Annotated in this window: 19 protein-coding genes; 11 read left to right on the top strand and 8 right to left on the bottom strand. The window is 61.4% G+C overall.

Annotated elements, in window-relative coordinates; translation table 11 throughout:
* The first annotated feature begins 19 nt into the window (after positions 1-19).
* The 8 genes from pepP (at position 20) to gcvH (ending at position 8,896) form a co-directional block, all read left to right on the top strand.
* On the top strand, positions 20-1,342 hold the full coding sequence (gene pepP / locus CLM72_RS27160; RefSeq protein WP_034129009.1) for a Xaa-Pro aminopeptidase: 1,323 nt from the start codon (positions 20-22) through the stop codon (positions 1,340-1,342).
* Positions 1,339-2,526, top strand: coding sequence for a 2-octaprenyl-6-methoxyphenyl hydroxylase (gene ubiH, locus CLM72_RS27155; protein ID WP_105228914.1), 1,188 nt, complete (start codon positions 1,339-1,341; stop codon positions 2,524-2,526). The genes pepP and ubiH overlap by 4 nt, the downstream gene beginning before the upstream one ends.
* Complete coding sequence (locus tag CLM72_RS27150; protein WP_105228913.1) at positions 2,519-3,004, top strand: DUF4442 domain-containing protein; 486 nt, start codon at positions 2,519-2,521, stop codon at positions 3,002-3,004. Before ubiH ends, CLM72_RS27150 begins: the two co-directional genes overlap by 8 nt.
* An 8-nt stretch (positions 3,005-3,012) precedes the next feature.
* Positions 3,013-4,230: a 2-octaprenyl-3-methyl-6-methoxy-1,4-benzoquinol hydroxylase gene (locus CLM72_RS27145; RefSeq protein ID WP_168220205.1), complete on the top strand. Its 1,218-nt coding sequence runs from the start codon at positions 3,013-3,015 to the stop codon at positions 4,228-4,230.
* A 219-nt stretch (positions 4,231-4,449) separates the two neighbouring features.
* Entirely contained in the window at positions 4,450-5,454 is a 1,005-nt protein-coding gene (locus tag CLM72_RS27140; protein WP_057975325.1) for an extracellular solute-binding protein, read from the top strand.
* Positions 5,455-5,604: 150 nt separating this feature from the next.
* Entirely contained in the window at positions 5,605-7,221 is a 1,617-nt protein-coding gene (locus CLM72_RS27135; protein WP_105228912.1) for an iron ABC transporter permease, read from the top strand.
* Positions 7,222-7,377: 156 nt separating this feature from the next.
* Positions 7,378-8,460: a glycine cleavage system aminomethyltransferase GcvT gene (gcvT, locus tag CLM72_RS27130; RefSeq protein ID WP_105228911.1), complete on the top strand. Its 1,083-nt coding sequence runs from the start codon at positions 7,378-7,380 to the stop codon at positions 8,458-8,460.
* Between the two features lie 52 nt (positions 8,461-8,512).
* Positions 8,513-8,896 (top strand): glycine cleavage system protein GcvH, encoded by a 384-nt coding sequence (gene gcvH, locus CLM72_RS27125; RefSeq protein ID WP_105228910.1) that lies wholly within the window; start codon positions 8,513-8,515, stop codon positions 8,894-8,896.
* A 144-nt stretch (positions 8,897-9,040) separates the two neighbouring features.
* On the opposite strand, the gene CLM72_RS27120 is transcribed toward gcvH, so the two are convergent.
* The 6 genes from CLM72_RS27120 to CLM72_RS27095 all read right to left on the bottom strand — a co-directional run bounded on the left by CLM72_RS27120 (position 9,041) and on the right by CLM72_RS27095 (position 14,297).
* Positions 9,041-10,183 carry a DegT/DnrJ/EryC1/StrS aminotransferase family protein gene (locus CLM72_RS27120; RefSeq protein WP_105228909.1) on the bottom strand — a complete coding sequence of 381 codons (1,143 nt, stop codon included), beginning with the start codon at positions 10,181-10,183 and terminating at the stop codon, positions 9,041-9,043.
* 164 nt (positions 10,184-10,347) lie between these two features.
* Positions 10,348-10,662: a DUF2388 domain-containing protein gene (locus tag CLM72_RS27115; RefSeq protein ID WP_003176799.1), complete on the bottom strand. Its 315-nt coding sequence runs from the start codon at positions 10,660-10,662 to the stop codon at positions 10,348-10,350.
* A 68-nt stretch (positions 10,663-10,730) separates the two neighbouring features.
* Complete coding sequence (locus CLM72_RS27110) at positions 10,731-11,177, bottom strand: NfeD family protein (protein WP_014720400.1); 447 nt, start codon at positions 11,175-11,177, stop codon at positions 10,731-10,733.
* 10 nt (positions 11,178-11,187) lie between these two features.
* Complete coding sequence (locus CLM72_RS27105; protein ID WP_003195285.1) at positions 11,188-12,108, bottom strand: SPFH domain-containing protein; 921 nt, start codon at positions 12,106-12,108, stop codon at positions 11,188-11,190.
* Between the two features lie 76 nt (positions 12,109-12,184).
* Positions 12,185-13,879 (bottom strand): GspE/PulE family protein, encoded by a 1,695-nt coding sequence (locus CLM72_RS27100; protein ID WP_105228908.1) that lies wholly within the window; start codon positions 13,877-13,879, stop codon positions 12,185-12,187.
* Positions 13,880-13,958: 79 nt separating this feature from the next.
* Complete coding sequence (locus tag CLM72_RS27095) at positions 13,959-14,297, bottom strand: hypothetical protein (RefSeq protein WP_038451930.1); 339 nt, start codon at positions 14,295-14,297, stop codon at positions 13,959-13,961.
* Positions 14,298-14,424: 127 nt separating this feature from the next.
* Between CLM72_RS27095 and CLM72_RS27090 the strand changes: the two genes are divergently transcribed.
* Positions 14,425-14,895, top strand: coding sequence for an Lrp/AsnC family transcriptional regulator (locus CLM72_RS27090; protein WP_054896032.1), 471 nt, complete (start codon positions 14,425-14,427; stop codon positions 14,893-14,895).
* A 71-nt stretch (positions 14,896-14,966) separates the two neighbouring features.
* On the opposite strand, the gene CLM72_RS27085 is transcribed toward CLM72_RS27090, so the two are convergent.
* A complete protein-coding gene (locus tag CLM72_RS27085) occupies positions 14,967-16,334 on the bottom strand; it encodes an inorganic triphosphatase (RefSeq protein ID WP_020301821.1) in 1,368 nt (455 codons plus the stop codon).
* A gap of 158 nt (positions 16,335-16,492) precedes the next feature.
* Here CLM72_RS27085 and argE point away from each other — a divergent pair, with 158 nt between their 5' ends.
* Both argE and argA read left to right on the top strand, forming a co-directional pair.
* Positions 16,493-17,641 (top strand): acetylornithine deacetylase, encoded by a 1,149-nt coding sequence (argE, locus tag CLM72_RS27080; protein ID WP_105228907.1) that lies wholly within the window; start codon positions 16,493-16,495, stop codon positions 17,639-17,641.
* A gap of 133 nt (positions 17,642-17,774) precedes the next feature.
* Positions 17,775-19,073 carry an amino-acid N-acetyltransferase gene (gene argA, locus CLM72_RS27075; protein WP_003195273.1) on the top strand — a complete coding sequence of 433 codons (1,299 nt, stop codon included), beginning with the start codon at positions 17,775-17,777 and terminating at the stop codon, positions 19,071-19,073.
* Positions 19,074-19,186: 113 nt separating this feature from the next.
* Here argA and tauA read toward each other — a convergent pair whose 3' ends face one another.
* Positions 19,187-20,173, bottom strand: a complete 987-nt coding sequence (tauA, locus tag CLM72_RS27070) for a taurine ABC transporter substrate-binding protein (protein ID WP_105228906.1) — start codon at positions 20,171-20,173, stop codon at positions 19,187-19,189.
* Between the last annotated feature and the right edge of the window lie 208 nt (positions 20,174-20,381).

The raw sequence follows: 20,381 nt of genomic DNA, 5'->3' as shown, positions 1-20,381 counted from the left end.
AAAGGACACCCATCTGCCCATGATCCATATCCCCAAAGCGGAATACACCCGGCGCCGCAAGGCGCTCATGGCGCAGATGGAACCCAACAGCATCGCGATCCTGCCGGCCGCCGCCGTGGCCATCCGCAACCGCGATGTCGAGCATGTTTACCGCCAGGACAGCGATTTCCAGTACCTGAGCGGTTTCCCCGAGCCCGAAGCGGTGATCGTGCTGATGCCCGGTCGCCAACACGGCGAGTACGTGCTGTTCTGCCGCGAGCGCAATGCCGAGCGCGAATTGTGGGACGGCCTGCGTGCGGGCACCGAGGGCGCGATTCGCGACTTTGGCGCGGATGACGCCTTCCCCATTACCGATATCGACGACATCCTGCCCGGCCTGATCGAAGGTCGCGACCGCGTGTACTCGGCCATGGGCAGCAATGCCGAGTTCGACCGGCACGTGATGGAGTGGATCAACGTGATCCGTTCCAAAGCGCACCTGGGCGCCCAGCCGCCGAACGAATTCGTTGCCCTGGATCATTTGCTCCACGATATGCGCCTGTATAAATCGGCGGCAGAAGTGAAGGTGATGCGCGAGGCAGCGCGAATTTCCTGTGCGGCCCATGTGCGGGCGATGCAGGCCAGCCGTGCCGGCCTGCATGAGTTCAGCCTGGAAGCCGAGCTGGATTACGAGTTTCGCAAAGGCGGCGCGAAGATGCCGGCCTATGGCTCCATCGTCGCTGCTGGGCGCAACAGCTGCATCCTGCATTACCAGCAGAATGACGCGGTGCTCAAGGACGGCGACCTGGTGCTGATCGACGCCGGGTGTGAGATCGATTGCTACGCCAGCGACATCACCCGTACCTGGCCGGTCAACGGCAAGTTTTCGCCGGAGCAGAAGGCGATCTACGAGATTGTGCTGGCCTCCCAGGAAGCCGCCTTCAAGCAGATCGCGCCGAACAAACATTGGAACCAGGCCCATGAGGCGACCGTGCAGGTCATCACCGCCGGCCTGGTGAAGCTGGGGTTGTTGCAAGGTGACGTTGACGAGTTGATCGCCAGCGAAGCCTACCGCGCCTTCTACATGCACCGTGCCGGCCACTGGCTGGGCATGGATGTGCATGATGTGGGCGAGTACAAAGTGGGCGGTGAATGGCGCGTGTTGGAAGTGGGCATGGCCTTGACCGTGGAGCCGGGCATCTATATTTCCCCGGACAACCAGAACGTGGCAAAAAAATGGCGTGGCATTGGCGTGCGCATCGAGGACGACGTGGTAGTGACCAAGCAAGGCTGTGAAATCCTGACTGGCGGCGTGCCCAAGACCGTTGCCGAGATCGAAGCGTTGATGGCGGCTGCCCGATGAGCCGGGTCAACCTGGCGATTATCGGCGGTGGCCTGGTGGGCGCCAGCCTGGCCCTGGCGTTGCAAGCGGGGGCCAAGGCGCGGGGTTGGAAGATTGTGCTGATCGAGCCCTTTGCACCGGGCGACAGCTACCAACCGAGCTACGATGCGCGCTCTTCCGCGCTGTCGTTTGGCGCGCGCCAGATTTACCAGCGGCTGGGCCTGTGGCAAGCCATTTCCCGACGTGCAGAGCCGATCAAGCAGATCCACGTGTCGGACCGTGGGCGTTTCTCCACCGCGCGTCTGTCTGCGATGGAGGAGGGCGTGCCGGCCCTGGGTTATGTGGTAGAAAACGCCTGGCTCGGCCAATGCCTGTGGCAAGGCTTGGACAAGGACGTGGTGAGCTGGCGCTGCCCGGCGGAAGTCACGCGCATGGAGCCGCTGCCCGATGGCTATCGCCTGACCCTCAACGATGAAACCGTGCTGGAATGCGACCTTGCGGTACTGGCCGATGGCGGCCGTTCCGGCTTGCGTGAGCAACTGGGCATTGGCGTGAAAACCCGGCCCTACAACCAGAGTGCCCTGATCGCCAACATCACCCCGAGCGAAGCCCACAATGGCGAGGCGTTCGAGCGTTTTACCGATGACGGCCCCATGGCCTTGCTGCCGCTGCCGGACAACCGTTGCGCGCTGGTCTGGACCCGCATCGGCATGGACGCCCAGCGCCTGGCCAGCCTTGACGAGCGTAGCTTCCTGAGCGAACTGCAGGGTGTGTTCGGGTATCGCCTGGGCACCCTCAAGCAAGTGGGCGCCCGCCACCTATACCCGTTGACCCTGGTGGAAGCCGAAGAGCAAGTGCGCTCGCACCTGGCGGTCCTCGGCAATGCTGCCCATAGCCTGCACCCGATTGCCGGGCAGGGGTTCAACCTGTCTCTGCGCGATGCCAATGCCTTGGCCGAAGCGCTGCTGGCCGGGCCTGCTGTGCCGGGTGACCTGGCGACTTTGCAAGGCTATCGCGAGCGCCAGCGCCTGGACCAGCAACTCACCGTAGGCTTCTCCGACCAGGTCACGCGCCTGTTTGGCAGTGCCCAACCGTTGGTGGCGCTGGGCCGCAATATGGGCTTGCTCGGCCTCGACCTGTTGCCACCGGCCAAACGCTGGTTCGCCCGCCAGGCCATGGGCCTGGGTACGCGTTCCGATGCGTAAGTGGCTAACCCAACGCGTGGGCAAGGCGCGCCTGTTGCGCTGGTTCCTCACCCTGTACCCGCCGTATCTCGGCGCCGGGGTGCGGGTGCAGGCATTGAGTGCCGATTTTCGGCATGCCAAGGTGCGCATGGGCCTGGGTTGGTACAACCGCAATTACGTCGGTACGCAATTTGGCGGCAGCCTGTATTCGATGGTCGATCCGTTCTACATGTTGCTGTTGATGGAGAACCTGGGGCGCGACTACATCGTGTGGGACAAGGCCGCGAGTATCGACTTCATCTCGCCGGGCAAAGGCCCGGTGTATGCCGAGTTCGCCATCGACGACGCTTTGCTCGATGAAATCCGGCGCCAGACCGCAGGTGGCGAGAAATATCTGCCCCACCTCAAGGTCGAGATTCATGACGGCTCCGGCACTCTGGTGGCGCGGGTCGACAAAACCCTTTATGTGCGGCGCAAGCCGCCAGCGAGACAGGCTTGAATATGGACATGCGCGCAGATGTGCTGATTGTCGGGGCCGGAATGGTCGGAAGCGCCCTGGCGCTGGCGTTGCAGGGCAGTGGCCTGCAGGTGCTGCTGCTCGACGGCAGCCCGTTGAGCGTCAAGCCGTTTGAGCCGGCGGCGGCGTTTGAACCACGGGTGAGTGCGTTGTCGGCGGCCAGCCAGCGCATTCTTGAGCGCCTGGGCGTGTGGGACGGCATCGTAGAGCGGCGTGCCAGCCCCTATGGCGAAATGCAGGTATGGGACGGCAGCGGTACCGGGCAGATCCACTTCTCGGCGGCCAGTGTGCATGCGGAGGTGCTTGGGCATATCGTCGAGAACCGCGTGGTGCAGGATGCCTTGCTTGATCGCCTGCATGACTGCGACCTCGGCCTGCTGGCCAATGCGCGCCTGGAACAGATGCGCCGATCCGGCGATGACTGGTTGTTGACCCTGGCCGACGGCCGCAAGCTGCGCGCGCCGCTGGTGGTGGCCGCCGACGGTGCCAACTCCGCCGTACGCCGCCTGACCGGTACACCTACCCGCGAATGGGATTACCTGCACAACGCCATCGTCACCAGCGTGCGCAGCAGCCAGCCGCACCAGCGCACCGCGTGGCAACGTTTCACCGACACCGGCCCATTGGCGTTCCTGCCGCTGGTGCGCGATGGGCAGGAAGACTGGTGCTCGATTGTCTGGTCGACCACGCCCGCGGAGTCCGAGCGCTTGATGGCGCTGGATGATGAACGCTTCTGTCGGGAACTGGAACGTGCCTTCGAGGGGCGCTTGGGCACTGTGGTCAGTGCCGACCCGCGTGTGTGCGTACCGTTGCGCCAGCGCCATGCCAAACGTTATGTGGCCGAAGGCCTGGCGTTGATCGGCGACGCCGCCCACGTCATTCACCCGTTGGCGGGGCAGGGCGTCAACCTGGGTTTCCTCGATGCAGCCGTGCTGGCCGAAGTGCTGTTGGCGGCGACCGAGCGCGGCGAGCGCTTGGCCGATGTGAAAGTGCTGAGCCGTTACGAGCGGCGCCGCATGCCCCATAACCTGGCGCTGATGGCGGCGATGGAAGGCTTTGAGCGCTTGTTCCAGGCCGATCAACTGCCGTTGCGCTGGTTGCGCAACGCGGGTTTGAAAATCGTCGACCAGATGCCCGAAGCCAAAGCCGTGTTTGTGCGCCAGGCACTGGGATTGACTGGCGATCTCCCCGAACTCGCCAAACCCTGAACTGAAATGCGTCCGTTCGGGCTTGTGTGGGAGCGGGCTTGCTCGCGAATGCAGTGGGTCAGTTGATATTTCTATAACTGACACTCCGTTTTCGCGAGCAGGCCCGCTCCCACAAAGGTGAATAAAAGCGCCTGCAACATCTGGTAACGCCTCCACCAAGCGTTACCAAATGTGAGTCCTTATCATTTGCCCTCCATTTGCAAATGAGAGACCGCACCCATGTTGGCACCCAAGCGCCTCCTGACTGCCCTGGCACTCACCCTGATCGGCAGCACCACCGTGCAGGCGGCCGACGAAGTCGTGGTCTACTCCTCGCGTATCGACGAACTGATCAAGCCCGTCTTCGACGCCTATACCAAAAAGACCGGCGTACAGGTCAAGTTCATCACCGACAAGGAAGCCCCGTTGATGCAGCGCATCAAGGCAGAGGGCGAGAACGCCACCGCCGACCTGCTGCTCACCGTTGACGCCGGTAACCTCTGGCAGGCCGAGCAGATGGGCATCCTGCAACCGTTCACCTCTCCTGTCATCGACAAGAACATTCCTCTGCAATATCGCTCATCGGCCCACGCCTGGACCGGTTTGAGCCTGCGTGCGCGAACGATCGCCTATTCCACCGACCGGGTAAAACCGGGCGACCTGACCACCTACGAAGCCCTGGCCGACAAGCAGTGGGAAGGCCGCCTGTGCCTGCGCACGGCGAAAAAAGTCTACAACCAGTCGCTGACCGCCACGTTGATCGAAACCCATGGCGCGGCCAAGACCGAAGAAATCATCAAGGGTTGGGTGAATAACCTCTCCACCGACGTGTTCTCCGATGACATCGCCGTGCTGGAGGCGATCAACGCCGGGCAATGCGACGTGGGTATCGTCAACACCTATTACTACGGTCGCCTGCACAAGCAGAAGCCAGAGCTGGCGGTGAAGTTGTTCTGGCCGAACCAGGGCGACCGCGGCGTGCATGTGAATCTCTCCGGCATCGGCCTGACCCAGCACGCACCGCACCCGGAAGCGGCCAAGGCGCTGGTGGAGTGGATGACCACGCCTGAGGCACAGAAGATCTTCGCCGACGTCAACCAGGAGTTCCCTGCCAACCCAGCGGTACCGCCATCGGCGGAAGTGGCGACCTGGGGCAAGTTCGTGGCCGATACCTTGCCAGTGGAAGTGGCAGGCAAGCGCCAGGCCGAAGCGATTCGCCTGATGGATCGCGCTGGCTGGAACTGAAGCTGCGCCGCTTAACTGTGGGAGCTGGCTTGCCCGCGATTGCATCACTTCGGTATCACTGATACACCGAGGTGCTTGTATCGCAGGCAAGCCAGCTCCCACATTGGTTAGTGGCCGCTTCAACATCTTTATTTTTCTGAGAGCTTTTCCTTGGCCCACCCCGCCCAACGTCGCTGGTACCTACCGGTTTTCAGCGTCGCCGCCCTGGTGCTGTTGCCGCTGAGCGTGCTGCTGCTGTCCTGGCAAAGCATCGACCCGCAGATCTGGTTGCACCTCTGGGACACTCAGATGCCCCGCTTGCTGGGCAACACCTTGACCCTGGTGCTCGGTGTCGGCCTGGGCGTGACGCTGCTGGGCGTCAGCCTGGCCTGGCTGACCAGCCTGTGCGAGTTCCCCGGGCGGCGCTGGCTCGATTGGGCACTGATGTTGCCCTTTGCAATCCCTGCCTATGTGCTGGCCTTTGTGTTCGTGGGCCTGCTGGATTTCGCCGGCCCGGTGCAAACCCTGCTGCGCGAGTGGTTCGGCACCGGGTTGCGCTTGCCGCGGGTACGCTCTACCAGCGGCGTGGTCATTGTGTTGGTGCTGGTGTTCTATCCCTATGTCTACCTGCTGGCGCGCAGTGCGTTCCTGGCCCAGGGCAAAGGCTTGATGGAAGCGGCGCGGGTGCTGGGGCAATCGCCATGGCAAGCGTTCTGGCGCGTGGCATTGCCAATGGCGCGACCAGCAATTGGTGCCGGTGTGGCCTTGGCGCTGATGGAGACGCTCGCGGATTTTGGCGCGGTCTCGGTGTTCAATTTCGACACCTTTACCACCGCAATCTATAAAACCTGGTACGGCTTTTTCAGCCTGTCCAGTGCCGCGCAACTGGCCAGCCTGCTGCTGCTGGTAGTGATGCTGGTGCTGTATGGCGAGCGACGTGCGCGCGGGGCCAGCCGACCGAGCAATGAGCGCCCACGGGGCAAGGCGTTGTACCACCTGCGCGGGTTCAAAGCCGTGGCGGCCAGCGCTTGGTGCAGCCTGGTCTTCGCCTGTGCGTTCGTGATTCCGATGCTGCAACTGGTGGCGTGGTTCTGGCAGCGTGGCCGCTTCGACCTGGATGAACGTTACACCGGGCTGATCGTGCATACCCTTTACCTGGGCGGTATCGCAGCGCTGATCACGGTCAGCGTGGCGCTGATACTGGCCTTTGCCAACCGTCTGGCGCCCACCCGGGCGATTCGCTCCGGTATCAGCCTGGCCAATGTCGGCTATGCCTTGCCAGGCTCGGTGCTGGCGGTGTCGATCATGCTGGCGTTCAGTTACCTGGACCGCGAGTTGGTGGTGCCGCTCTCCGGATGGCTGGGCGGGGCGGGCAAGCCTTTGCTGCTGGGCAGCCTGTCGGCACTGGTGCTGGCGTACCTGGTGCGGTTCCTGGCGGTGGCCTACGGGCCGCTGGAAAACAGCCTGGCGCGAATCCGTCCGTCACTGCCCGAAGCGGCACGCAGCCTTGGCGTGAGCGGCCCACGACTGTTTTGCAAAGTGTATCTGCCGTTATTGCTGCCGGGCACGTTGAGCGCAGCGCTGCTGGTGTTTGTGGATGTGCTCAAGGAAATGCCCGCCACCTTGCTGATGCGCCCGTTTGGTTGGGACACCCTGGCGGTCCGCATCTTTGAAATGACCAGTGAAGGCGAATGGGCGCGGGCGTCTTTGCCGGCGCTGACCCTTGTGCTGGTTGGCTTGTTGCCGGTCATCGGGCTGATTCGTCGCTCGGCTCGGCAAATCGGTTAGGTGCCAGTCCTACGGCTTGAGGCTACAATGCGCGGCATTCGGTGCGCTCCGTCTTTCGGATCGACCTGCTGTATGTGGCTGCGGGCCTTGTAGTACAAGGTGTTCGGCGCAAGTGGCAGCTCTGCGCGCCTTCGCCAAGCCCGGAAGGAGAAACCCATGGGACAGCGTACGCCTCTGTATGACCTGCATCTCGCCCTCGGCGCGAAAATGGTCGATTTTGGCGGTTGGGATATGCCTTTGCATTACGGCTCGCAAGTTGAAGAACACCACCAGGTGCGGCGCGACTGCGGGGTCTTCGATGTATCTCATATGACCGTAATCGATGTCACCGGCCCCCAGGCCAAGGAATGGCTCCAGTACCTGCTGGCCAATGATGTCGACCGACTGCACGGCTGTGGCCGTGCGTTATACAGCGCCATGCTCAACGAGCAGGGCGGGGTAGTGGACGACATGATCGTCTACCGCACCGAAGCCGGTTACCGCCTGGTGGTCAACGCCGCCACCCGCGACCAGGACATGGCCTGGATGCAGGAGCAACTGGGCACCTACTCAGTGCAACTGCATGAACGGTCAGAGTTGGCCATGCTCGCCATCCAAGGCCCACACGCCCGGCATAAAATCGCCGAACTGGTGACCCAGTCCCGTGGCACCCTGATCCATCAGCTCAAACCGTTCGAAGGCCGGGCCGACGGCGACTGGTTCATCGCCCGCACCGGCTATACCGGCGAAGACGGCCTCGAAATCGTGTTGCCGGCCGATCAGGCACCGGGCTTTTTCAACGATCTGGTGGGCGCGGGCATTTCCCCCATCGGCCTCGGTGCGCGCGACACCTTGCGCCTTGAGGCCGGCATGAACCTGTATGGCCAGGATATTCACCAGGCCGTCTCGCCCCTGGCGGCCAACATGGCCTGGAGCATCGCCTGGGAGCCGGTCGAGCGTAACTTCATTGGCCGCGCTGCGCTGGAAGCAGAAAAAGCGGCCGGCGTGCAGTTCAAACTGGTGGGGCTCGTCCTCGAAGAGCGTGGCGTACTACGTGCTCATCAGGTGGTTCGTATCGCCAATGTTGGCGAAGGAGAGATCACCAGTGGTAGTTTCTCGCCTACGCTAAGCAAATCCATTGCGCTGGCGCGTGTGCCGACGGCGACTGCCGACCGGGCCGAAGTGGAAATCCGCGGCAAGTGGTATCCGGTTCGAGTGGTCAAGCCGACCTTCGTGCGTCATGGCAAAACCCTGATCTAACCAATTCCGGCAGGCCAAAGGCCGCTGACATTTCATCTTGAGGACACAGACTATGAGCAATATCCCTGCCGACCTGCGTTTTGCCGAAAGTCACGAATGGGCCCGTCTGGAAGCTGACGGCACCGTGACCGTCGGGATCTCCGACCATGCACAGGAAGCTTTGGGTGATGTGGTGTTTGTTGAACTGACCGAAGTGGGCAAGGTGTTTGCCGCTGAAGACCAGGCGGGGGTGGTGGAGTCGGTCAAGGCCGCCTCGGACATCTACTCGCCGATTGCGGGCGAAGTGATTGCTGTCAACGACGAGTTGGGTGGCAGTCCTGAGCTGTTGAACTCTGACCCTTACGGCGCCTGGATCTTCAAGCTCAAGCCAAGCGACAAGGCCGAGCTGGACAAGCTGCTGGATGCCGCGGGCTACAAAGCCGTCATCGGCGAATAAACCCCATAGTTACAACGACACAAATCAATGTGGGAGCTGGCTTGCCTGCGATTGGGTCACCCGGGTATCACCGATACACCGAGGTGCCAGCATCGCAGGCAAGCCAGCTCCCACAGTTGATTGGGGTGTGTCTGCTGGTTGTGATCAGGCTCTTTTCAATACGGCTTTAACCGCCGCTACAGCCCGCTCCACATCCGCCTCTGTCATCGCCGTGAACATCGGCAACGACACGATCAAACGCCCAACACGCTCCGCCACCGGGAACATGCCTTCCTTGAAACCCTGCGCCCGATACAGGCTCAGCAGGTGGATCGGCGGGTAGTGATAGCCGATACCCACGCCGTGGGCCTGCATCTGTTCCATGAACGTGGCGCGGGCTGGCAGGCCATCCTGGCGCTCCGGCAATACCAGTTGGAACAGGTGCCAGTTGCTGTTTTCGAAGTCGGCCGGCGGCAGTTGCGCACCGTATTGGGCTTCGAAATCGCTGCCAAAGCATTTGAAGTAGTGCCGTGCCAGGTTCTGACGATGGGCGGTGATCTTCTCGATGTGCGCAAATTGCCCCAGGCCGATGGCGGCGGCAATGTCGGTCATGTTGAACTTGCCACCCAGCACATCCACATCCAGGCCATCGAAGCCGCTGCGGGTGACGCCTTGCAGGCGGTACTTCTCTGCCAGACGGGCCTCCTCGGCATTATTCAACACCAGGCAGCCGCCTTCGGACGACGTGATGTTCTTGTTCGCCTGGAAGCTGAAGGACACGAAGTCGCCGGTTGCGCCGATGCGTTCTCCATCCCAGCTGGACCCCAGGGCCTGGGCAGCATCTTCGACAATACGCAGGTTGTACTTGTTGGCCAGCGCGTAGAGCATCGGCATATCCAGGGGCAAGCCGGCCAGGTAGACCGGGATGATCGCCTTGGTGCGCGGGGTAATGGCAGCTTCTACCTGGGCCAGGTCGATATTGCGTGTCACCGGGTCGATGTCGGCAAAGACGGGAGTGGCGCCGACTTCGAGAATCACGTTGGCCGTGGCAACCCAGGAAATTGGGGTGGTGATGACTTCATCCCCAGGCCCGATCCCGGCGATGCGCAAGGCGATCTCCATGGTGCAGGTGCCCGAGTTGAAGGTGCGCACCGGACGGCCGCCAAAATAGTCCGACAGCTGTGCTTCGAACGCCTGCACCTGTGGCCCGCTGGTGATCCAGCCGGAACGCAGAACATCGCCGACCGCCGAAATGGTGGCTTCATCAATGGTCGGTTTGGAAAACGGCAGGAAGGGCTGTTGGCTCATGACGAAGAAGGCATCCGTTTCAGGTAGGCAATGAAAAATAGACGTGTCAGTAGGGCATGGTTGCACGCCGAGACTGAATATAGCCTGTCATCCATGAACGATTCGTCATGCAGCAGGCAAAAAAATGCCGCTTGAGAAAGCGGCATTTTTTATGAAGGCAGTTGTTACTCGGTCACAGCATTCTTCGCCAGGATGGCGTTAGCCAGTTCCATGTCCGTGGCTTGGAGGCCAGGGTTATCGGCGCGGACCTTCTGCATGGCCGCTTCCAGATACGGGCCGCGAATGCCGCCGTCGCTGGCGACGAAGCTGCCCGCGTCGTCCTGGGCGGCGACTACCAGCTTGTGGTCCTTGAACGTCAGGTAAGTCGAACCAGTGGTGGCGCCCGACGAGATGACATTACGCCAGAAGCTATCGGCCATGGCTGAGCCGACAGGTAGGGAAAGCACAGCGAGGGTTGCGACAGCATATTTGAGACGCATGATGGGTGACTCCGGTGGGTTATCTGTACGTTTTGATTGTAGTTAACCCGATCCAGTTCCATCACTGACTAAACAGTTTCAACCTTTAAAATCACCCCATCCTGCCCAACCACGCGGACTTGAGCGCCCACGGGCGCGTCTGCACCGGTGACCATCCACACGCCATCGCCGACTTTGACTTTGCCGCGGCCATCCACAATGGCTTGATGCACCACGAAAGTGCGCCCCACCAACTCCGAACCGCGCTCGTTCAACCCCGGTTGGTCGCTGGCCTTGGCACTGCTGCGTTGGCGTTTCCACCAGTACACGGCGGTCAGTATCGACAACACTGCAAACAGCAGCAGTTGCCATTCCAGCCCCAGCGGTGGGAACAGGAACTTGATCACGCCCACGGCGGCGGCGGCGATGCCCATCCAGAGCAGGTAGCCTCCGGCACCGAACACCTCGAGAATCAACAGCACGGTGCCCAGCGCCAGCCAGTCCCAGAACGACAAATGCAGCAAAAAGTCCCACATGGTGTTGGCCTCAGCCTTTCTGGTTGCCGAAGGTTGCCTTGACGATTTCGCCGATACCGCCTACGGCGCCAATCACCTGGCTGGCTTCCAGCGGCATCAGGATGACCTTGCTGTTGTTGGCCGATGCAAGCTTGCCCAGGGCGTCGATGTATTTTTGCGCGACGAAGTAGTTCACCGCCTGCACGTTGCCCGACGCAATGGCTTCGGACACCACTTGTGTCGCCCGTGCTTCGGCTTCGGCCTGACGCTCGCGTGCCTCGGACTCCAGGAACGCGGCCTGGCGGCTACCTTCGGCCTCAAGGATCTGCGCCTGCTTCTTGCCTTCGGCTGTCAGGATCGCCGACGCCCGCAGGCCTTCGGCTTCGAGGATTTGCGCACGTTTGATCCGCTCGGCTTTCATTTGGCCGGACATGGCGGCCATCAGGTCGGCGGGCGGGCTGATGTCCTTGATCTCGATACGGGTGATCTTGATGCCCCATGGCGCGGTGGCTTCATCCACGGTGCGCAGCAGTTTTTCGTTGATGCCGTCACGCTGGCTCAGCATGGCGTCCAGTTCCATGGAGCCGAGCACGGTGCGGATATTGGTCTGCAGCAGGTTGCGGATAGCATGTTCGAGGTTGTTGACCTCATAGGCGGCCTGGGCGGTGTTGACCACCTGGAAGAAGCACACGGCATCGATCTGCACGGTGGCATTGTCGGCGGTGATGACTTCTTGAGGCGGGATATCCAGCACGCTTTCCATCACGTTGATCTTGCGACCGATGCGGTCCATGACCGGGATGATGATATTCAGGCCGGGTTTTAAAGTATTGGTGTAGCGGCCGAAACGCTCGACGGTCCATTGGTAGCCCTGGGGCACCACTTTGAACCCCATGAACAGGATGGCGATGGCCAAGCCCACAAAAAGAAGCAGTACGGTTCCGATCTGCATAGCGATTCCCTATCTGAAGGTGTCAGTGAATGACATTAGGCCGATTGTAACGGTCTGGACACGGATAAAGACGGTTTCATGGCCCAACAAACAAAGGATTTGTTTCTGAATCCCCTGGCGTGACCCGCAATACCTCCGTCATCGTGGTCAGGCCGGCCTTCACTTTCTCGACGCCGGCCATGCGCAGGCTGCTCATGCCCTGCGCCAGTGCCTCACGGCGCAGCGCGTGTACGTCCGCACCCGGGGTGACCAGCGCTTGGAGTGCCGGGTCCATGAGCATGATTTCATACAGCCCGGCCCGGCCTCGATAACCGCTGTCACGGCATTTCGCACAGCCGACGGCTTCGCAGCCGTCAACGTCCGCCTGGCCCAGCGGGCGCTTGCAGTGGCTGCACAGAAGACGCACCAGGCGCTGCGCCATCACACCTATGAGCGTGGCTTTGATCAAATAGTGAGCAACGCCCAGTTCCTGCAGGCGGCTGATGGCGCTGGGTGCATCGTTGGTGTGCAAGGTCGAGAAAACCAGGTGCCCGGTCAGCGCGGCCTGGATAGCCATCTCTGCGGTCTCCTGGTCGCGAATTTCGCCGATCATGATGATGTCCGGGTCCTGGCGCAGCAGGGCGCGGATGCCGCTGGCGAACGTGAGGTCGATGTTGTGCTGGACCTGCATCTGGTTGAAGGCCGGCTCGACCATTTCAATCGGGTCTTCCACCGTGCACAGGTTGACCTCCCGGGTCGCCAGTTGCCTGAGGGTGGTGTAGAGGGTGCTGGTCTTGCCCGAGCCGGTGGGGCCGGTGACGAGGATGATGCCGTGGCTGCGTCGCGTCATGGCGTGCCAGCGCTGCTGGTCGGCGTTGGACAAACCCAACTGGTCAAAATCCTTGAGCAGCACCTGTGGGTCGAAAATTCGCATCACCAGTTTTTCGCCGAATGCCGTGGGCAGGGTCGAAAGCCGCAATTCCACTTCGACACCCGCAGGGTTCCTGGTTTTGACGCGGCCATCCTGGGGTTTGCGTTTTTCGGCCACGTTCATTCGCCCCAGGCTTTTCAGGCGGCTGACCACGGCCATGGTGACCTGTGGGGGAAATTGATAGACGTCATGCAGCAGCCCGTCAATGCGAAAGCGCACCCGGCCCTGGTCGCGGCAGGGCTCGATATGGATATCGCTGGCTCGTTGGCCAAAGGCGTATTGCAGCAGCCAGTCGACGATGTTGACGATATGCGCGTCGTTGGCATCCGGCTCCTTGTCGCTGGGGCCGAGGCTGAGCAAGTCGAGATTGCCAGGCGTCGTCATCTTGTCATCCGCACCGCTGACGGACTTGGCTAAACGGTAAAACTCGTTGATACAGCGCTGGATATCGCTGGGGTTGGCAACCACGCGCTTGATCGTGCGTCTGAGCACCTGGGACAGTCCGGCTTCCCAGGTGGTGACATGGGGTTGGGCACTGGCGATCGTCACGCTGTGGGTATCGACGGCGATTGCAAGAATGCCGTGGCGCTGGGCAAAAGCGTGGGACATCAACGGCACCACGGCTGCCACATCAATCTTCAACGGGTCGATGCGCAGGTAAGGTTGGCCTACCTGTCGGGCCAGCCATTGGGTCAAGGTCTCCAGGCAAGGGCCCTGGGCTGCGATGCATTCCAAGGGATGCTGGCTGCCGGACGCTGGCGCTACCTTTTGCGCCGCCTGCGCCGTGATCAGCCCTTGCTCGACCAACGCCGGCAATAATTGCTGCAGTTCCAAGGGGTGATCGTGAGTGGCGATGGGCATGCAGGTTTTCCTGGGGCGTGGGGGTAATCCCAGGCTAGCCAGCCGCTGAAGATCCTGCTGGCGCGTGTATTGCCGGTTTTTACTGCGCCATCGCCGCCAACGCTTGAGGCCGCTCGGAATCAGCCGACCACAGCTCCAGGGTGCAGACGCTGATCAGGTTTCGAATCTTTTCACCGATCACCTGGGCGCGGTGCCAGCTCAGGCCGGTCATCACGATATCGATGCTCAGCAGGTCGGCTTCCCGGTTCATGCTGACCTGGGTGGGCGTGAGCAATTGCAGCGCGAAGTAGTTCAGCACCCGGCACAGCACGTCCGGTTCAGCCTCGGCGACGATGCGATAGTGCGCCTGGCAGTGGCTGCTATTGACGGCCCACGCATCGACGCGGGTGGCGGGGTAGGCGGTTTCGACGGCATGCATGCTGACTCTCCAGTTTCGACTGGAGAAATTTTTACATTCGCCTGGGGAGATTTCTTATCTAAAATAAGCCTTTTTGGCGATAAACAGACCAAAACAATTCAAGATCAGCCTATTCATGGGTACGTTTATGCACAATGAGTTGGACGCCTACGACCGCCGCATCCTGGCCTTGCTGCAAGAGGATGCCTCGCTCTCCAGTGCACAGATTGCCGAGCAGGTCGGCCTGTCGCAGTCGCCGTGCTGGCGGCGTATTCAGCGGCTCAAGGAGGAGGGTGTGATCCGCGGCCAGGTCACCCTGCTGGACCGCAAGAAAATCGGGCTCAACACGCAGATTTTCGCCGAAGTCAAACTCAACGCCCACGGTCGTTCCAATTTCACCGAGTTCACCGAGGCGATTCGCGGGTTCCCGGAAGTGTTGGAGTGCTATGTGCTGATGGGGGCGGTGGATTTTCTGCTGCGTATCGTCACCTCGGATATCGAGGCGTACGAGCGGTTTTTCTTTGAGAAGTTGTCGATGGTGCCGGGGATTCAGGAGGTCAACTCGATTGTGGCGCTGTCGGAGATCAAGTCCACCACCAGCCTGCCAGTATTGCGCTGACAGGGAGGGCCTCATCGCGGGCAAGCCCGCTCCCACAGCAAATGTGGGAGCGGGCTTGCCCGCGATAGCGATTACAGGCGCAGAAGGGTCTTCCAGGCACGATTCTGATAAACCGCAATCGCCTGGTGCATACGCGCATCCAGCGATTCATCGGTAATCGGCTGGTTTGCCAAGTGCGCCAGCTTGTTCAGCTCGCCGTACAAACGGTCCAGTTCAGGAATGTCCACCACATGGCGCGCATGGTGCAGCCAGGCCTGGATGCGTTCGATGCGCGGCAGTTGCTCGGCCAGGTCTTCCGGCTGTTGCTGGTAGCGCTGCAATTGCAAGGCGACGGCGTCGTCGGCCAGCAGGCGTGGCAGCCAGTTGGTAATTTGTGCAGCGCCCTGACGGTTGCCACGCACGTTACGTTCGGCCGTCCAGGTGCGGGCCAGCAGCCAGCGCGAGAGGTTGAGTGAGAACAGGCCCCAGCGCACGTCTTGCAGCTCTTCGATGAACTGTTCCGGCGCGGCTTTGCGAATGTCTTCATCGTCGTCACCGGCCTGGACCAGCGGGCGCCAGTCTTCCAGCAACGCATCCAGGGCGCTGCGCAGTTCGCTGGTGGATTGGCGTGGCGCGGCCTGGCCGAGGCTGCCGATCAGGGCGCGCAATTCACCGAGGTTCTCGACCCAGTCTTGCAGCAGGCGCCAGTGGCCATTGAAGCGGTATTGCTCGGCCAGGCGCTGGCTGCTGCCCAGCAGGTGCCACAGGATCGCGGCGAAGGCGTCGTCCAATGGCATTTCGGCGTGGATCTGTGGCGCCGGCAGGCTCAGGGAGTAGCTGCTGGCGTCATACAGGCGATAGCCGCGTTCGGCCTTGCTGATGTCGCACGGCATCAGGGCCAGGGTTGCGGCCAGCTCGGCGGCCAGCTCCAGCAGGGCCGCCGGTTCGCCTTCGCGCAGTTCCAGTTCCAGCTCGCAGATTTCTTCTTTCTGCTTGCCGACCACCACATGGCCCAGGTCCAGGGCGGCTTCGATCACCACCTTGGCCTTGCCACGGCCCCAGGCGATCTCGGCGCGTTCACGCACGAAGTCGGTGGTGAAGATCGGCTTGAGGGTCTTTTTGTCCAGCTCGGCCAGTTGCTCGGGCCAGCACTCGCCATCGAGTTTCTTCACATCGAGCTTGGCTTTGGGCAGGTCCCAGTTGTATTCGTTGCGTTCCGACAAGCCGGCGACGCTTTGGCCGCGGGTCTTGAGGGTCTGGATGATGTCGTCACCGTCCTTGCGCAGGCGCAGGGCAACCTTGGCCTGGGCCAGGTCACGCTCGGGGGTGTCGAAGTACTGGTTCATCAACTCACGGCGTTCCCAGCCACTTTTGTTGCGTTTTTTCAGTAACGGGTGCTCACGCAGCGCGGCGAGTGTTTCGCGGCTGACGCGTAGCTTGATTTCGGTTTCTTTCTGCATGGCCGGAAAATCCAGGATCGGGAGCGCAGCCGGGGAAAAGTGTGGCTGCCAAGGTCGTGCAGTGTACAGGAGTGAGCCCGGCAACGTGCCGCAACGGTTTATTGTGTTGCGCAGATGCCTCTATAGTGAGGTTCATCCGGGAAGTTGGGAGACCGCGCATGCCGTTACCGTCCATGAAAGAGCAGTTCGCCGCCTTGATCGCCGCGCCGTCGGTGAGCTGCACCCAGGCCTCTCTCGACCAGAGCAACCGCCCGGTGATTGACCTGCTCGCCGCTTGGCTGGGCGACCTGGGCTTTGCCATCGATATCCAACAAGTCAGCCCCGGCAAGTTCAACCTGTTGGCCAGTTTCGGCAGCGGCCCCGGTGGCTTGGTGTTGGCGGGGCATAGCGATACCGTGCCGTATGACGCGGCGCTGTGGAACACCGACCCGCTCAAGCTGACGGAAGTGGACGGCCGCTGGGTAGGGCTGGGCAGTTGTGACATGAAGGGGTTCTTCGCACTGGTTATCGACGCGGTGTTGCCGCTGCTGGACCAACCCTTCAAGCAACCGCTGTTGATCCTTGCCACCTGTGACGAGGAAAGCTCTATGTCCGGTGCCCGTGCGCTGGCCGAAGCGGGGCGTCCATTAGGTCGTGCAGCGGTGATCGGCGAGCCGACCGGGCTCAAGCCGATCCGCCTGCACAAGGGCGTGATGATGGAACGCATCGAGATCCTCGGGCGCAGTGGCCACTCGTCGGACCCCAGTCTGGGCCATAGCGCCCTGGAAGCCATGCATGACGCCATCGGCGAATTGCGCGGCCTGCGCCTGGCCTGGCAGCGCGAGTACCGCAACGCGCAATTCAGCGTGCCGCAGCCGACGATGAACTTCGGCTGCATTCACGGCGGCGACAACCCCAACCGCATCTGCGGCCAGTGCTCCCTGGAGTTCGACCTGCGCCCTCTTCCGGGCATGGACCCCGAGGTGCTGCGCGCCGCGATCCGCCAGAAGCTCGAACCCCTGGCCGAGCGGCATAAGGTCAAGATCGACTACGCGCCGTTGTTCCCCGAAGTGCCCCCCTTTGAGCAGCCCGAAGACGCCGAGTTGGTGCGGGTGGCGGAGCGTTTGACCGGTCATCGTGCCGAAGCAGTAGCGTTCGGCACCGAAGCGCCTTATCTTCAGCGCCTTGGTTGCGAAACCCTGGTGCTCGGCCCTGGCGACATTGCCTGCGCCCACCAGCCTGGCGAGTACCTTGAAATGTCACGCTTGAGGCCTACAGTGCGTCTATTGCGGGAACTGATCGAACACTACTGCCTGAAACCTGCATAAATTAACCCCTGCCCATTCGTACATAAGGAGAGTGAGCGTGTCGCCAAGCCTGTTCCGACGATAACCATCAGCCGCTGTGCGCTTTCACGATTGATCCTTTATTTGGCTGCTTTTTATTACAGGCCCAGGTGTTATGCCCGAATACGTCAACTGGCTTCGTCACGCTTCGCCCTACATCAACGCCCACCGCGACTGCACTTTTGTGGTCATGCTGCCCGGCGATGGTGTGGACCACCCCAACTTCGGCAATATCGTCCACGACCTGGTGCTGCTTCACAGCCTGGGAGTTCGCCTGGTGCTGGTGCACGGCTCGCGCCCGCAAATCGAAACCCGCCTTGAAGCACGCGGCCTTACCCCGGCTTACCACGAAGGCCTGCGCATCACCGATGCTGCGACGCTGGAGTGTGTGATCGACGCGGTGGGTCATTTGCGCATTGCCATCGAGGCGCGCTTGTCCATGGACATGGCGTCCTCGCCGATGCAGGGTTCGCGCCTGCGTGTGGCCAGCGGCAACCTGGTCACCGCACGGCCAATCGGCGTGCTTGAAGGCGTGGACTACCACCACACCGGCGAAGTGCGCCGGGTCGACCGCAAGGGCATCAACCGTCTGTTGGATGAGCGCTCTATCGTGCTGCTGTCGCCGTTGGGGTATTCGCCCACCGGCGAGATCTTCAACCTGGCCTGCGAAGACGTCGCCACCCGCGCCGCCATCGACCTGGGCGCCGACAAGTTGCTGCTGTTCGGCGCCGATCCCGGTCTGATCGATGAGAACGGCCGCCTGGTGCGTGAATTGCGCCCACAACAAGTACCCGCGCACCTGCAACGCCTGGGCAGCAACTATCAAGCCGAACTGCTCGATGCCGCTGCCGAAGCCTGCCGGGGTGGAGTAGGGCGCAGCCATATCGTCAGCTACGCCGAAGATGGCGCTTTGCTTACCGAACTGTTCACCCGCGATGGTGGCGGTACGCTGGTGGCCCAGGAACAATTCGAACTGGTGCGCGAAGCGGCGATTGAAGACGTCGGCGGCTTGCTGGACCTGATCAGCCCGCTGGAAGAGCAGGGCATTCTGGTGCGCCGTTCGCGGGAAGTGCTGGAGCGTGAGATCGAGCAGTTCAGCGTGGTCGAGCGCGAAGGCATGATCATCGCCTGCGCGGCGCTGTATCAGATCGCGGATTCGGATGCGGGGGAGTTGGCGTGCCTGGCAGTGAACCCGGAGTACCGCCACGGCGCGCGAGGCGATGTGTTGCTCGAACGCATCCAGACCCGGGCACGCGCCCAAGGCTTGAAAACCCTCTTTGTACTCACCACGCGCACGGCCCACTGGTTCCGCGAACGCGGCTTTGTACCCAGCAGCGTGGACCGCCTGCCGTCGGCGCGCGCGTCGCTGTACAACTATCAGCGCAATTCGAAGATTTTCGAGAAGGCCCTGTAAAAGAGTACTGCTCTGTGTGGGAGCTGGCTTGCCTGCGATAGCGGCGCCTCGGTTTATCTGAAGGACCGAGTTGCTGGCATCGCAGGCAAGCCAGCTCCCACCAAAGACTGTATTTATTGTGTGATGAATTTGTCGGTCACATAGGCCGAATAATCCGGCAGCACCGTCTCCACCTTCCCCTGTTCCTTCAAGAACTTCGCCGTCTCCTCAATCGCCTTCGCCGTGCCGCCCTTGAGCAGCGCAGCGGTTTGCTGTGCCGGCGCATCCGGAAACGTCGTACCGGCCAAGAGTTCCGGAATGTCGTCGGCATTTGAACCTGTCAATCTGGCGATTTTCTGCACTGGCTCGGAATTCACCGTCCAGCTGTCTTTGTGGGCGGCATAGTCGGCAAAGGCATCCAGGGTAACTTTGGCGAACTTGGCCACTACGTCAGGATGTTTTTGCGCAAAATCCTTGCGCGCCACCCACACCTCAAATGTGGGTGCACCCCATTGGCCCACCTGCGCCGCGTCTGTCAGAGTCTTGCCGCTCTTGCGGATTTCGCCCAAGGCCGGGGACCACACAAAAGCCCCATCAATATCGCCGCGTTTCCACGCAGCGGCGATTTCGGCCGGTTGCAGGTTCACCACTTTGACTTGCTGGGTGTTCAGACCCCAGTGTTTCAGCGCGCCGAGCAGGCTGTAATGGGAGGTCGAGACGAACGGAGTGGCGATGGTTTTGCCGATCAAGTCCTGGGGGTTATCGATGCCACTGCCGTTGCGCACCACCAGGGCTTCAGAAGCGTTGATCTGTGCCGATACGATAAACGCCACAATCGGCAGGTTGCGCGAGGCCGCCGCCGCGAGCGGGCTGGAGCCGAGGTTGCCGATTTGTACATCACCCGAAGCGATGGCCGTGACCACCTCCGGCCCGCTGTTGAAGCGGCGCCAGGCGATTTTCTCGCCAATGGCTTTTTCGTAGAGGCCGTCGGCCTGGGGAACCTTGCTGGGATCAATGCCGGTCTGGTAGCCCACCGTCAGGTCGGCGGCATTGACACCAAAAGAAAGTAATAGCGATACAAAAACTGTAACAAATTGACGGGAGGATGTGCGTTTGGCCATGATGGCGTCGCCTTTTTGATCGTGAGTGACGTATGCAACCGTACGGCCACACTAATCGATCTAAAAAAGCACCAGTAAATACCCTTTAGGAATTAGCTTATGGAGCGGCGCGTCTATCCTGACCGGCCAGCTTCACGGAAAGCCTTATTCCTGGATCGTATGAAAAAGAATGAAATAATTCTTTTTGGGTGTATGAAAAACTCATTAC

The organism is Pseudomonas sp. MYb193 (assembly GCF_002966775.1).
GTDB lineage: Bacteria > Pseudomonadota > Gammaproteobacteria > Pseudomonadales > Pseudomonadaceae > Aquipseudomonas > Aquipseudomonas paracarnis.
This window is presented reverse-complemented; position numbering and strand designations above follow the sequence as displayed.

Excerpts from the sequence above, each read along its gene's own strand:
- pepP (WP_034129009.1), top strand. The coding sequence starts at position 20 with ATGATCCATATCCCCAAAGCGGAATACACCCGGCGCCGCAAGGCGCTC.
- ubiH (WP_105228914.1), top strand. The coding sequence starts at position 1,339 with ATGAGCCGGGTCAACCTGGCGATTATCGGCGGTGGCCTGGTGGGCGCC.
- CLM72_RS27150 (WP_105228913.1), top strand. The coding sequence starts at position 2,519 with ATGCGTAAGTGGCTAACCCAACGCGTGGGCAAGGCGCGCCTGTTGCGC.
- CLM72_RS27145 (WP_168220205.1), top strand. The coding sequence starts at position 3,013 with ATGCGCGCAGATGTGCTGATTGTCGGGGCCGGAATGGTCGGAAGCGCC.
- CLM72_RS27140 (WP_057975325.1), top strand. The coding sequence starts at position 4,450 with ATGTTGGCACCCAAGCGCCTCCTGACTGCCCTGGCACTCACCCTGATC.
- gcvT (WP_105228911.1), top strand. The coding sequence starts at position 7,378 with ATGGGACAGCGTACGCCTCTGTATGACCTGCATCTCGCCCTCGGCGCG.
- gcvH (WP_105228910.1), top strand. The coding sequence starts at position 8,513 with ATGAGCAATATCCCTGCCGACCTGCGTTTTGCCGAAAGTCACGAATGG.
- CLM72_RS27120 (WP_105228909.1), bottom strand. The coding sequence starts at position 10,183 with ATGAGCCAACAGCCCTTCCTGCCGTTTTCCAAACCGACCATTGATGAA.
- CLM72_RS27115 (WP_003176799.1), bottom strand. The coding sequence starts at position 10,662 with ATGCGTCTCAAATATGCTGTCGCAACCCTCGCTGTGCTTTCCCTACCT.
- CLM72_RS27110 (WP_014720400.1), bottom strand. The coding sequence starts at position 11,177 with ATGTGGGACTTTTTGCTGCATTTGTCGTTCTGGGACTGGCTGGCGCTG.
- CLM72_RS27105 (WP_003195285.1), bottom strand. The coding sequence starts at position 12,108 with ATGCAGATCGGAACCGTACTGCTTCTTTTTGTGGGCTTGGCCATCGCC.
- CLM72_RS27100 (WP_105228908.1), bottom strand. The coding sequence starts at position 13,879 with ATGCCCATCGCCACTCACGATCACCCCTTGGAACTGCAGCAATTATTG.
- CLM72_RS27095 (WP_038451930.1), bottom strand. The coding sequence starts at position 14,297 with ATGCATGCCGTCGAAACCGCCTACCCCGCCACCCGCGTCGATGCGTGG.
- CLM72_RS27090 (WP_054896032.1), top strand. The coding sequence starts at position 14,425 with ATGCACAATGAGTTGGACGCCTACGACCGCCGCATCCTGGCCTTGCTG.
- CLM72_RS27085 (WP_020301821.1), bottom strand. The coding sequence starts at position 16,334 with ATGCAGAAAGAAACCGAAATCAAGCTACGCGTCAGCCGCGAAACACTC.
- argE (WP_105228907.1), top strand. The coding sequence starts at position 16,493 with ATGCCGTTACCGTCCATGAAAGAGCAGTTCGCCGCCTTGATCGCCGCG.
- argA (WP_003195273.1), top strand. The coding sequence starts at position 17,775 with ATGCCCGAATACGTCAACTGGCTTCGTCACGCTTCGCCCTACATCAAC.
- tauA (WP_105228906.1), bottom strand. The coding sequence starts at position 20,173 with ATGGCCAAACGCACATCCTCCCGTCAATTTGTTACAGTTTTTGTATCG.